Below are 12,864 nucleotides of genomic sequence, written 5' to 3' on the forward strand. Positions count from 1 at the left end.
ACAGTCGTCCATGATACCTCTTACGCTGCGGCATATATAGGTTAAGAGACGGAAGTCGAGTCTACAAGAAGACGGGTGATGCTGGTGGCGAAACGTCGAAGGATAAAAAGGAGAGACAGTTTATTCCGCCTCGGCTACAGCGAGGGAAGGAGACTGGGAGGCTGCCAGGCGATGGTGGAGCGTACCCCTGTATATCCGCAGATGATAGATTGCCGGGTTCTGTTCATCCCTCAAGGGTTCCAGGCCATAGATGGAGGAGTGGCTGAGGCACTTCAGCGGTGTACAAAAGAGTGTCTGATAGGGACGCCGGAAACGATGCTTGAGACGGCAGCGGCCTTTCGCCCCGACTTTATGCTGGTTATGAACGGGCTACATGTGTTTCCGCCAGATCATTTTGAACAGGTTCAGAACATAAGGGCACTTGGTATTCGAACGGGGATCTGGTTTGCGGATGATCCCTACTTTACAGAAGAAACTTCCGTCATCGCGCTGCAGTATGATGTTGTATTTACCCACGAGATGTCCTGTGTCTCGTTTTACCGGTCGCTTGGCGCCGAACATGTTCACTACATGCCTCTTGGGGTGGATGAGCAGATTTTTCGTCCCCGCCGCGTCGACTTCCAATATGATGTCTGTTTCATAGGGAGTGGATTCTGGAACAGGGTGGAGCTGTTTGATCAGCTTGCGCCTTTTCTGGCGGATAAAAAGGTGATGATTGCAGGCGGACATTGGAACCGTCTGAAGCGAACCGATCTGCTCGGAAAGTTTATCCGGGACGGCTGGATGGAGCCGACGGAGACGGTGAATTATTACAATGCTTCGAAGATTGTGATTAATCTTCACCGTCCCAGCGAAATGGGTATGGACAACAAAAACACCTACCGGCAGTCTGCGATGTCGATCAATCCGCGAACCTACGAGATCAGCGCGTGCGGGACATTACAGTTGACCGATATACGTGATGACTTGGGCAATCATTACCGGCCTGGATATGATCTCGAAACGTTCGAGAATGCAGATGAGTTAAAGGCCAAAATAAACTACTACCTGAAACACAGCATGCAGCGTGAGCATATTGCCTGGCGGGGCGTGCATACGACACGACAAAACCATACGTTTACAAGCCGAATACCGAAGCTGCTGAACTTTGCCTTGAGTTAGAGCATCCGGAATCCCAACGAACAGGAGTGAACTGCATGGAAGAGCAGCAACCGGTAAATGTAAATTCATTGGCTGCGGCTGTCTCCTACAATAGAGGACGTGAAAGCGGGATGCATGCCGGCTATGAAGAAGGTTATTTCAGGGGGAGAGCGAATGCCATTGCCGCCCGCAGGGGAAGAGCGTTCCCGGTACGCCCGCTGCACATTTTGTATGTGTCCTCCGGCAAGCTGTATCCGTATTCGCCGATAGATCAGGCCATTATTGCAACCCTGCAGGATATGGTGCGGCAGGTGACGATTGCGGATCCGCGCCAGCAGCTTGCCGATATTGCCGCTCAGGTTAAACCAGATCTCGTATTGGCGCTGGATGGCATGGAGATTCCATTACACCAGGTAGATGATATTCGCAACAAAGGCATCCGGACTGCTGTATGGCTGACAGATGATCCCTATTATACCGACACAACATCCCAAATGGCTCCCCACTTTGATGATATCTTCACCCTGGAGATCAATTGCATTGATCTTTACCGCCAGTTGGGCTGCTCCTCTGTACACTATTTACCCTTCGCAGCTTACCGGGGCCATTACTTTCCTTTGACAGTTCCGTCCGTCGTACGTCGGGATGTTAACTTCACAGGTTCAGCATACTGGAGCCGCGTCTATTTCATGAATCCAATCATGCCGCAGCTGATGTCCTACAATACGGGAATTAACGGCCTCTGGTGGGACCGGATCGAAAACTATCATCAGTACGCCAGCAAAATCGATGTGAACAAGTGGCACGGGCCGGAGGATACCAATCAACTGTACAACGGCTCCAAAATTGTTATTAATCTGCATCGTTCACATTTGGATGAATCGGTTAACAATAATACTATTTTGAAAATTCCGGCAGCTTCTCCTAATCCGAGATGCTTTGAGATCTGTGCGGCATCAGCCTTTCAGCTCACGGATGCGCGGGACAACATGGCCAGTTTCTATAAGCCGGGAGAGGAAATCGAAACCTACAGTACACCGCAGGAGTTGATCGAAAAGATCGAATACTATCTCACCCATGATAAGGAGCGCCAAGAGATCGCGCTGAGAGGTCTTGAACGGACATTGAAGGAACATACGTATGCCCATAGGCTTCATCAGATGCTTTCCATCCTGTTTCCATAACGGAGGCGCTGCATTGAAGCAGGAGAAAGGAGGCCGATGGCAATGAAACCTCGTATGATGCTGTTCAGCCACGTCAGTAATGCTTTTACAATAACGGGCGCCGAAAGGCTGCTCCTGCGATTCTGCCAAGAAATGTCCGCTTATTTTGACTGTGTGCTGGTCGCCCCGGTTGAAGGGAAATTAACGGCGGAATCGCGGAAAAAGGGAATCACTGTCGAGATTCATGCTTTTCCGCTCCTTTACAACATGTACACACCTTATGAGGGATTGGAACATGAAGTGGAGCAACTGAGGAATGATCCTTTTTTTGAAAAAATTGTGCATCTGATCAGAAGTTCGCAGCCGGATTTGGTTCTAACCAATACATGTGTGAATGTGCTGCCTGCCATGGCCGCTAAAACGGTTGGCGTTCCCGTTGTATGGAAAATCACGGAAGTGATCAGAACCAATGAACACACTGCTGCGGCAGTACGGGTGCTCGACCGGTACAGTGACTGGGTTATTGGTATATCGCATACGGTGCTCACTCCTCTGATGCGGGGATTGCCGGATGGAAAAACAAGCGTGGTCGAGCCTTCGCGAAGCATTAGTGCAGAGGAATTGGAACAGTTGAGCCTTGTTAGAGAAAAAAAGAGGGCTCAGTTGGGCCTGAAGGGCTCCCATTTTTGTGTAGGGTATATCTCTTCATTTATTTATGAGGCCAAAGGCCTGCTGTACTTTGTTGAAATGGCTTTAAAGCTGTGCAGCCGCTACCCGCAGTGCAGGTTCTGGATTATCGGCAAACCTTCGGATTCCATTTATTATTCGCAATGTATTTCGATGATCCGGCAATCAGGGTATAGCAAAAGGTTTATCCTGACCAGCTTTGAAGCTTCCCTGACGAAGGTGTACGGCGTAATGGATGCAGTAGTGGTTCCGAGCATGGTGGAGGAAGGCTTCGGTCTCACCGCACTTGAGGGGCTGATGTATGGCAGACCGGTCGTTGCCTTTGCTCAGGGCGGACTGGCCGAGCTGATGCAGCAGACGGGCAACGCGGAGTTTCTGGTTGAGCCCGGGAACAGCGACGGTCTGGTGGCCTCCGTGTCCCGATTCATCAGCAACCCGGAGGAATGCAGAGCGATAGGCTGGCGCAACCGGCTGGAGGCTGACCGGATATACGGGTTGGAGGCTTATCAAGGCAAGTTAAGAGGCATGGTCGAGCGGTGGATGAATGAACGGCCGCAGTGGTTTAGTCCACAGCGGTTATACGAAGCGGCTGCGGGGCCGCCGATCCAGCCGGCGGAGGCAGAGGTGCAGCCGAATGCAGTCGTACAGGATGCGGCCAGGCCTGCTCAACCTGCGCCGAACAAACGCGGAACGGCACGCCTCCGCAGGAAAGCACGGTTAATCCGCAGCATAACCCGGCGCGGGAAGAAAAGAAGCCGCCTTTCGGACCGGCGCAAGCGCAGGCTTCCCAAACGGGCCGCGACCGGACGGCGCAAACAGAGACTGGCAAGGAAAGGCAGAATGAACACCGGCTCGCGCAGAAAGGGGGCGGGCAGATGAAAATACTGACGATTCTGGGTACAAGACCCGAGATTATCCGCCTTAGCCTGATTATACGAAAATTAGATAGGTGGGCTGAAAAGCATGTACTCGTGCACACCGGGCAGAACTACACCGAAAGTTTGAGCGGGCAGTTTTTTCGTGAGCTGGGTCTTCGCAAGCCGGATTATGTGCTGCAGGAAAAAGCGGGCAGCCTTGGATCTCAGTTGTCCGCCATGTTCTCAAGTATGGAAGAGATCCTGCTGCGGGAGCAACCGGACCGTGTACTGCTGCTGGGGGATACGAACAGCGCGTTATGCGCTGTGATGGCCGAACGACTAGGCTTTCCTGTGGTGCATATGGAAGCCGGCAACCGCTGCTTCGATCTGGATGTGCCTGAGGAGAAGAACAGGAAGATCATCGATGCCATTTCAAGCATCAATATGCCTTACACGGAGCAAAGCAAGCAGCACCTGCTCCGCGAAGGTTTTCCCGTACAGCGGATTATCCTCACTGGGAATCCGATTTATGAAGTCATGAAGCACTACGACCCCCAGATCAACAGCAGTGATATATTGACAAAGCTTGGCCTTTCCAAGAACGGCTATTTTCTGGTTACTGCACACCGTGCGGAAAATGTGGACCATGCTCCTCATCTCAAAGCGATTCTGGAGGGGCTTCACAGGATCGCGGAAAGATTCGGGCAGCGGATGATTTGCAGTCTTCACCCCCGTACGGCTACAAAAATCGCAGCCTTTCCGGAAATCAGCCTGCACCCGTTAATTGAACTGCATGAGCCTTTCGGTTTCTTCGATTTTGTTCATCTGGAGTGTCATGCGCGTTGTGTGCTGACCGATAGCGGGACCGTGCAGGAAGAATGTTGTGTTCTGCAGGTGCCGACGGTCACGATGCGCCGGACGACAGAACGGCCGGAAACCGTGGATTGCGGCAGCAATGTCGTGTCAGGTCTTGATGGATCTGCCATCGAACGTGCGACGGTGCTGATGACGGAGATGAACAAAGGCTGGCTGTGTCCAGCCGGATACCTGGTCGAAGATGTTTCCGATAAAGTGGTCAAATATTTGCTTGGGGGGGAAAGGCATGTTCAAAAATAAACGGATTCTGGTTACTGGCGGCACGGGTTCATGGGGTTATGAGCTTATTGCGCAGTTGCTGCAGTTCGAGCCTCGCGAGATCATCGTGTTCTCGCGCGGGGAGTCCAGCCAGGTCACGATGAGCAGGCATTTCGAGGACAGCCGGCTCAGCTTCTGTATCGGAGATATCCGGGACAGGGAAGCTCTTATGACAGCCTGCCAGGGGGTGGATTACGTGTATCACCTGGCTGCGTTAAAGCATGTTCCGATCTGTGAGGATCAGCCCTATGAAGCTCTTAAAACGAACGTTGTAGGCACGCAGAACGTGATCGAGGCAGCACTGGCCAATAAGGTGGAAAAGGTCATTTACATTTCGACGGACAAGGCGGCCAACCCCTCAAACTTTTATGGAATGACTAAAGCTATTGGCGAGAAGCTGATTGTTTATGCCAACCTGCTTAACGGCCCGACCAAATTTGTCACGGTGCGGGGAGGCAATGTGCTTGGCACGAATGGAAGCGTCGTTCATCTGTTCCAAAGCCAGATTCGGCAAAAGGGTGTCATCTCCATCACGGATATGAATATGACCCGCTTCTTTATTACACTGAGCGACGCCATATCCCTTCTCTTCAAGGCTTCCATCGAAAGTGTAGGGGGCGAAATCTTTATCATCACCATGCCGACGTGCAGAATCGTCGATTTGGCCCATGTGCTAATTGAAGCTTCGGGCGTGAAAAATGTGCAGATTGTTGAAAGGGGTACTCGCCCTGGCGAGAAAATTCATGAAATTCTGATGAGCGATTTCGAAAGCAAATCAACCGTCGTGTACGACGATCAGTACCTGATTATCCTGCCTACGCTGAATATACCGGGTCTTAAGGAGCGTTACCAGCATTGCCCGCCGGTCTCGTTCAGCAGCTTCAGTTCGGAGTATAATCTGATGTCCGAAGACGAGATTCGGGCCATTCTGCGGCAGGGAGGCTTCATCAGATGAAGATTCTCGTTTTTGGCGGGAATGGAATGGCAGGACATATGCTGGTTCAATATTTCAGACAACAGGAGGAGCATCGCGTGTATTACACGACACGCGATGCGGAGGATACAGATGGTTTGCTGCTGGACGCTGCGGATTTCGGCATGGTGGAGTCCATCATCAAGACCGTACAACCATCTGTCATTATTAACGCGGTGGGCGTCCTGAATCAGTTTGCTGAGCAAGACAAAGTGAGAGCCTACGAGCTCAACGGCATTTTGCCGCATCGGCTGCGGAAAGCAGCCGATCTCGTCGGCGCGAAGCTTGTTCATATCAGTTCGGATTGTGTGTTCTCCGGTACACGCGGAGGTTACGCAGAACGGGATCAGCCTGATGGGACCAGTGTCTATTCACAATCGAAGGCACTTGGAGAGGTTGTAGAGGCCGGACATTTGACGATACGGACATCCATTATCGGCCCTGAAATTCGTGATGGCGGCATTGGCCTGTTTCAATGGTTCATGCGGCAAAAAGGTGAAGTTACCGGATACCGGCAGGTGATGTGGAATGGAGTGACCACACTCGAACTGGCCAAGGCCATCGATGTTCTTGTAAAGCAGGAGCTGTCCGGCCTCGTTCATCTGGCATGTCCGCGGCCTGTGAGTAAGCATGATTTACTGCAGCTGATGCAGAAAATCTGGGGCAAAGAAGATGTGTCCATTATTCCGGTGGATATGCCAGTTCAAGACCGGACGCTGCAGTCTACGCGCCCGGACATGAAGTATGTTGTTCCCGATTACCGCGATATGCTGGAGGAATTGCTCTTATGGATAAGAAATCCCCGAGAATGCCAGTCATTCTGATTACCGGTGCCGCCGGATTTACTGGCTTAAACGCTTGTCTTCACTTTGCTTCGATCGGCATGAGCGTTGCGGGACTCGTTCGCGAGTCCCGGAAGCAGCCCGAAGGCTTGGATAATGTGGTCTATTACCAGTGTGATCTTCTGGATCATCAGCGTTTGCGGGAGCTTGTCGCCAGTCTCAATCCGGATTATGTTCTCCACCTTGGCGGCAAAAATGCGGTGTCCGAATCATGGGAGCATCCTGTTCGTTTTATGGAGGCCAACGTGATGGGTACGGTGTATCTGCTTGATGCGTTGCGCCAGCTTCCGCAGTGCAGAATTTTGGTGGCTGGCTCCAGACTGAAGGCATCGCTTGAAGCACCAGAGCGTGTTGTTCACCCGTATGGTCTCAGTAAAGGGCTGCAGCAGGCTGCAGCCCGGTCCTGGTCCGTTCTGTTCAAGCAGGAGGTTGTGACGGCAGAGTCCTCCAATTTGATCGGGCCGGGGCCATCCACCGGGTTTTGCGCTCTGCTGGCACGTCATATTGTCCGTTCCGAGCGGAAAGAATCCCCGGGACCTTTCCGTGTCTCCTCACGAAAGGCGGTCCGCGATTTCCTGGATGTCCGCGATGCGCTGCGGGCCTACCAGCTGCTGTTGGAGCAGGGAGAGAGCGGAAAGGTCTATCCGGTGTGCTCGGGAATCGAACAGGAGCTTGGCACCGTGGTCGATCACATGCTGTCACTGTCCGGGAGCGGCCGGCAGGCGGAAATTGAATGGGGGCAGGATGGGGAGGCAGCCCCAGGACAGCTGCAACGGGCGGAATGGCTGGAGGCAAAGGGCTGGAGTCCGTCTATTCCATTACACCAATCGCTGGCTGATTGTCTGGATTATTTTCGAAACGGAGAGGAAGGAGAGTCATGAGATCCAGACCGAAGGTATCGATCATTATTCCATTTTACAACTGCAATTACGTTGAACAGGCTCTGGACAGCGCATTGAACCAGAGCTACCGGGCGATTGAAGTCATTCTTGTGGATGATGGTTCGACGAATCATAAGGACAGGGTGAAGCCTTACCTCAAACATATTTACTATCTTGGCAAGTCTAACGGCGGCACTGCGAGTGCGTTAAATCACGGCATCCGTCATGCATCCGGAGACTATATTACGTGGCTGAGCTCAGATGATGTCTTTCACCCCGATAAAATCAATAATCAGGTTTATTTTATGCTGGAGTATAAGTCCTTCATCTCCCATACCAATTTTAATTATATCGATGACCAGGGCAAGGTAACAAAGCTGCGCGCGGGCGAGCCGTTTATCTCTACCAGGCAGTTTCTGGAGTGCTTTGCCACGGCCAACCCGGTGAATGGATGTACAGTCATGTTCAAAAGGGAACTGTTTGGTCGAATCGGCCTGTTCGATGAGACCCTTCCTTACACGCACGATCTGGATATGTGGTACCGTGTTCTGCTCGGCGGCCATTTTACGATGTATCTGGATATGGCTTTGACGAATTATCGTGTGCATAACCAAATGGGCACACAACTGCATTCGGCTAAAATCAAACCGGAGTATGATCAGTTACAGGCCCGTTACCAGCCCCGCTTTCAGGAAATGCTGCGACGCATTTGCGTTTGAGTCGTCAGATCTAAGTGAAGGACAGGCGAAGGGAAAGGGAGGAAAATTATGAGAGTTATGGTAACTAGTGCTTTATACAGCAGGATATTTGGTGTTCGGCAGCCACACCCGGATATATATGTGGACTATAACATCTGGAACAAGATCAATATGGAACTCCCTCCAGGGTATACAGTGCCCGATCCGAGGATTCTGGCAGTTCTTGTCGGAAAGGCGTAAATAACATGTAAGGACCTCGCCTGAAAGCGGCATCCTTCAGAAAGGAGTGATGAACTGTTGAATATTTTACTGGCAACGTATTGGCCGATTCCCCATGTGGGAGGGGTCTGGCCGTTTATGCTGCAGATCAAGCGCGAACTGGAGAAGCTGGGGCATACCGTCGATTTGTTCGGGAATGCGCCGGGCAGTACTAAATATCATATGGTCAACCAGGGGAAAGAAGTCAGCAAGGAGAGCATCTTTCCTATGTTGAGTAAAAATCTTAATGAAACGACGGCCCCCCTCATGCATATGGATACTTGGGTTTATAATGCAGAGTTGGACCGGTATTGCATGGAGTTGTCTGCGGCATATTTCGGATTGGATCATTACGACATCATTCATACACAGGACATCATTTCAACGCGTGCAATGAGCAGGGTGAAAAGAAAGCATACCGCCTTGGTTGCCACCATCCACGGCTCGGTTGCAAGGGAAATCAGGCTTGTGAATCTGGACGCCGGATACCGGCAATCGCCGGTATGGAAATACTACTGGGCTTTGGAGCATTTCGGAGGTGTGTCCACGGATGCAACAATAACTTCAACCAACTGGCTGAAGAACATTCTTGTGGAGGAGTTTGCGGTCCCCGAGCAGAAGATCAGCACTTTCCAATACGGTCTGGATTTCGATCAATTCTGGTCTGTCTGCGCCAGCGGCACTGATATGGCTGCTCCTCCCGGAAAGAAGGTGATGATTTGTCCTGCCCGTCTGGTGTATATTAAAGGGCTGCATTTTCTCATTTCCGCTCTGCAGCAGCTCAAGCAGCGCCGAAGCGACTGGGTGTGCTGGATCGCAGGGGACGGGGAGAAGAAAGAGGAACTGATGCAGCAGGCGCTGCAGGCGGGACTCGGTGGGGATGTCCTTTTTCTTGGGAGCCGGGAAGATGTTCCCGCCTTGCTTCAGCAGGCTGATATCTTTGTACATCCCAGTGTTCAGGATAATATGCCTTTTTCGGTGATGGAGGCTCAAGTTTCAGGATTGCCTGCTGTTGTGTCCAATGCCGGAGGGCTTCCGGAAATGGTCCAGCACGAAGTTACAGGTCTCGTCTCACCCGTGGGAGATGTAAATGCGTTAGCCTCTCAGCTTGAATATCTTCTGTCTCGCGATGATGTTCGAGCCCAAATGGGAGCGGCGGCTAAAGCATGGGGGACGGCACACTGGTCAATGGATCAAATGATCGGAAAATATATTCAGACTTATGAGAGTGTTTCAAATAAAGTATATAGATGAAGGATACAGGCGAAGGGAAAGGAAGGAAAACCATGAAAGTTAAAGTGATTAGTGATTTCTTTAACGGGATATTTACTGTTCGGCAGCCGCACCCGGATCTGTATGTGGACTATAACATCTGGAATAAGATCAACATGGGACTCCATGAAGAGTATACATTGCCAGATCAGACGCTTCTGTCACTCTTGCTGGAAGAGGGTAAATAACCTTTTAAAAAACCTCGCCTGAATGCCATGCGACCATCTTGGGTGAGGTTTTCTTTGCGGAATCATCTTTACAGGGAGTGAAAGTCTATTGAATATTTTACTTGCAACATACTGGCCGATTCCCCATTTAGGCGGAGTCTGGCCGTTTATGCTGCAGATCAAGCGCGGATTGGAGAAACTTGGGCATACCGTCGATCTGCTTGGAAATGGAATGGATCCTCCTAAATTTCAAATGGTCAACCAGGGGAGGGGGCTGGGTAAGGAGTTCATCCTTCCTGTGCTGGAAAGAGAGCTTAATGGGGCGACGGTTCCCTTGCTGCATGTGAATGCCTGGGTTCGCGGAATAGAAATGGACCGGTATTGCATGGAGCTGTCGGCGGCTTATTTTGGGCTGGACCATTACGATATCATTCATACACAGGATGCCATCTCAACGATTGCTATGAGCAGGGTGAAAGGCAAACATACCCCCTTGGTTGCCAGCATCCACGGCTCGATTGCAAGGGAAGTCATGCTTGGTCTGGAACGGGATCAGGGATCCGCATGCCGGCAATCGCCGGTGTGGAAATATTACTGGGGTTTGGAGCATTACGGAGGCGTGTCCGCGGATGTAACGATAGCTTCAACCAACTGGATGAAGAACATTCTTGTACAGCAGTTTGCGGTTCCCGAGCAGCAAATTACTGTCTTCCAATATGGTCTGAACACCGATAAATTCTGGTCCGTCTGCGCCAGCGGCACCGATATGGCCGCTCCTCCCGGAAAGAAGGTGATGATTTGTCCTGCCCGTCTGGTTTATATTAAAGGGCTGCATTTTCTCATCTCCGCTCTGCAGCAGCTGAAGCAGCGCCGAAGCGACTGGGTGTGCTGGATCGTGGGAGAAGGGGAGAAAAAAGGGGAGCTCATGCAGCAGGCGCTTCAGGCCGGAATCGGTCAGGATGTTATGTTTCTCGGTCATCGGATGGATATTCCCGCTTTGCTCCAGAAAGCAGATATCTTTGTACACCCCAGCATTCAGGATAACATGCCTTTTTCGGTGATAGAGGCGCAGATACTGGGATTGCCGGCTGTTGTGTCCAATGCCGGAGGGCTGCCGGAAATGGTTCAGCACGAAGTGACAGGCCTCGTCTCACCCGTGGGAGATGTAAATGCGTTAGCCTCCCATCTTGAATATCTTCTGTCTAACGATGAAGCTCGAGTCAATATGGGAGCAGCGGCTAAAGCGTGGGGGGCAGCACATTGGTCAATAGATCAAATGATTGGAAGAATTCTTCAGGTTTATGAGCAGGTTTCAGAGCAGGCGAAAGAAAAGGGAGGAGTACGATGAGAGTTCAAGTGATCAGTGATTTATACAACGGGATATTTGCAGTTCAGCAGTCACATCCGGATCTGTATGTGGATTATAGCATTTGGAACAGGATCAATATGGGACTTCCGGAAAAGTATATATTGCCTGATCAGAGGATTTTGACAGTTTTGCTGGAAGGACCCAAATAGGGAGTGAAGGTCTATTGAATATTTTACTGGCCATGTATTGGCCGATTCCCCATTTGGGCGGAGTCTGGCCGTTTATGCTGCAGATCAAGCGTGAATTGGAGTTGCTCGGACATCATGTTGATCTGTTTGGGAACTCGCCGGATGGTACTAAATATCATATTGTCAACCAGGGGAGGGAACTGAGCAAGGAGTTCATTCTGCCTTTGCAGGAAAGAAAGCTTAATGAGGCAGCCAGCCCCCTGCTGCATGTGGATAGCTGGGTTCGCAATGTTGAGCTGGACCGGTACTGCATGGAGCTGTCTGCGGCATATTTTGGCCTGGATCATTACGACCTCATTCATACGCAGGATGTCATTTCAACGCTGGCCATGAACAGGGTGAAAAGCAAACATACAGCCCTGGTTGCCACCATCCATGGCTCGCTTGCCAGAGAATTTATGCTTTGGCAGCAAGACTCCGGATACCGGGAATCGCCGGTGTGGAAATACTATTGGGCCTTGGAGCATAACGGAGCTGCTGCAGCGGATGTAACAATAACTCCTACCCATTGGTTGAAAAATATTCTTGTGCAAGATTTTGCGGTTCCCGAACAGCAAGTCAGCACCATCTCAAATGGTTTGGACACCGATAAATTCTGGTCTGTTTGTGCCCAAGGCACCGATCTAACCGCTCCTGACGGAAAAAAGGTGATGATTTGTCCTGCCCGTCTGGTGCATATTAAAGGGTTGCATTTCCTCATCTCTGCTCTGCAATTGCTGAAGCAGCGCCGGAGCGACTGGGTGTGCTGGATTCCAGGGGAAGGGGACAAGAAAGAGGAACTGATACAGCAGGCGTTGGCGGCGGGAATCGCTGAAGATGTTGTGTTTCTCGGACAGCGTAAGGATGTCCCTGCCTTGCTGCAGCAGGCAGATATCTTTGTACACCCCAGCATTCAGGACAACATGCCTTTTTCAGTGATGGAGGCTCAGGTTGCCGGATTGCCGGCTGTTGTATCCAATGCCGGGGGGCTGCCGGAAATGGTTCAGCACGAAGTGACAGGCCTCGTTTCAGCTGTAGGGGAAGTAGAGACGTTAGCCTCCCATCTTGAGTTTCTGCTGGTTCATGATGAAGTTCGTGCCAACATGGGAGCTGCGGCTAAAGCGTGGGGGACAGAGCATTGGTCACTGGAGCACATGATTGGAAGATATCTTCAGGCTTATCAGAGGGCGCTTAGGCTGATTAGATAATTCTGTCCAAAAACACCTCATCCGAAGGGCACGTGAGTTCATTCGGCG

The 12,864-nt window shown here is 51.2% G+C and carries 13 protein-coding genes; all 13 read left to right on the forward strand.

The features are described 5' to 3' along the window. Positions 1-78 precede the first annotated feature (78 nt). Positions 79-1,161, forward strand: a complete 1,083-nt coding sequence (locus tag ACE41H_RS10520; RefSeq protein WP_375355182.1) for a CgeB family protein — start codon at positions 79-81, stop codon at positions 1,159-1,161. A gap of 35 nt (positions 1,162-1,196) precedes the next feature. Further along, positions 1,197-2,324, forward strand: coding sequence for a CgeB family protein (locus ACE41H_RS10525; protein WP_375355183.1), 1,128 nt, complete (start codon positions 1,197-1,199; stop codon positions 2,322-2,324). Positions 2,325-2,366: 42 nt separating this feature from the next. Beyond that, the gene (locus ACE41H_RS10530) at positions 2,367-3,869 is read left to right on the forward strand and encodes a glycosyltransferase family 4 protein (protein WP_375355185.1); all 1,503 of its coding nucleotides are present in this window, start codon (positions 2,367-2,369) and stop codon (positions 3,867-3,869) included. Further along, a complete protein-coding gene (gene wecB / locus ACE41H_RS10535; RefSeq protein WP_375355186.1) occupies positions 3,866-4,963 on the forward strand; it encodes a non-hydrolyzing UDP-N-acetylglucosamine 2-epimerase in 1,098 nt (365 codons plus the stop codon). Before ACE41H_RS10530 ends, wecB begins: the two co-directional genes overlap by 4 nt. After that, positions 4,950-5,936: a polysaccharide biosynthesis protein gene (locus ACE41H_RS10540; protein ID WP_375355187.1), complete on the forward strand. Its 987-nt coding sequence runs from the start codon at positions 4,950-4,952 to the stop codon at positions 5,934-5,936. Before wecB ends, ACE41H_RS10540 begins: the two co-directional genes overlap by 14 nt. Further along, positions 5,933-6,778: a dTDP-4-dehydrorhamnose reductase family protein gene (locus ACE41H_RS10545; protein ID WP_375355188.1), complete on the forward strand. Its 846-nt coding sequence runs from the start codon at positions 5,933-5,935 to the stop codon at positions 6,776-6,778. Before ACE41H_RS10540 ends, ACE41H_RS10545 begins: the two co-directional genes overlap by 4 nt. Then, positions 6,742-7,677, forward strand: a complete 936-nt coding sequence (locus ACE41H_RS10550) for an NAD-dependent epimerase/dehydratase family protein (protein WP_375355189.1) — start codon at positions 6,742-6,744, stop codon at positions 7,675-7,677. Before ACE41H_RS10545 ends, ACE41H_RS10550 begins: the two co-directional genes overlap by 37 nt. Beyond that, positions 7,674-8,396: a glycosyltransferase gene (locus tag ACE41H_RS10555; protein WP_375355190.1), complete on the forward strand. Its 723-nt coding sequence runs from the start codon at positions 7,674-7,676 to the stop codon at positions 8,394-8,396. Before ACE41H_RS10550 ends, ACE41H_RS10555 begins: the two co-directional genes overlap by 4 nt. A gap of 276 nt (positions 8,397-8,672) precedes the next feature. Beyond that, entirely contained in the window at positions 8,673-9,887 is a 1,215-nt protein-coding gene (locus ACE41H_RS10560; protein ID WP_375355191.1) for a glycosyltransferase family 4 protein, read from the forward strand. A gap of 32 nt (positions 9,888-9,919) precedes the next feature. Next, positions 9,920-10,093, forward strand: a complete 174-nt coding sequence (locus tag ACE41H_RS10565) for a hypothetical protein (RefSeq protein ID WP_375355192.1) — start codon at positions 9,920-9,922, stop codon at positions 10,091-10,093. 88 nt (positions 10,094-10,181) lie between these two features. After that, positions 10,182-11,420 (forward strand): glycosyltransferase family 4 protein, encoded by a 1,239-nt coding sequence (locus tag ACE41H_RS10570; RefSeq protein ID WP_375355193.1) that lies wholly within the window; start codon positions 10,182-10,184, stop codon positions 11,418-11,420. After that, complete coding sequence (locus tag ACE41H_RS10575; protein ID WP_375355194.1) at positions 11,417-11,590, forward strand: hypothetical protein; 174 nt, start codon at positions 11,417-11,419, stop codon at positions 11,588-11,590. Before ACE41H_RS10570 ends, ACE41H_RS10575 begins: the two co-directional genes overlap by 4 nt. Positions 11,591-11,604: 14 nt before the next feature. Then, positions 11,605-12,816: a glycosyltransferase family 4 protein gene (locus tag ACE41H_RS10580; RefSeq protein WP_375355195.1), complete on the forward strand. Its 1,212-nt coding sequence runs from the start codon at positions 11,605-11,607 to the stop codon at positions 12,814-12,816. Positions 12,817-12,864: the final 48 nt, after the last annotated feature.

The sequence above is a fragment of the Paenibacillus enshidis genome (genome assembly GCF_042136365.1).
Lineage (GTDB): Bacteria > Bacillota > Bacilli > Paenibacillales > Paenibacillaceae > Paenibacillus > Paenibacillus enshidis.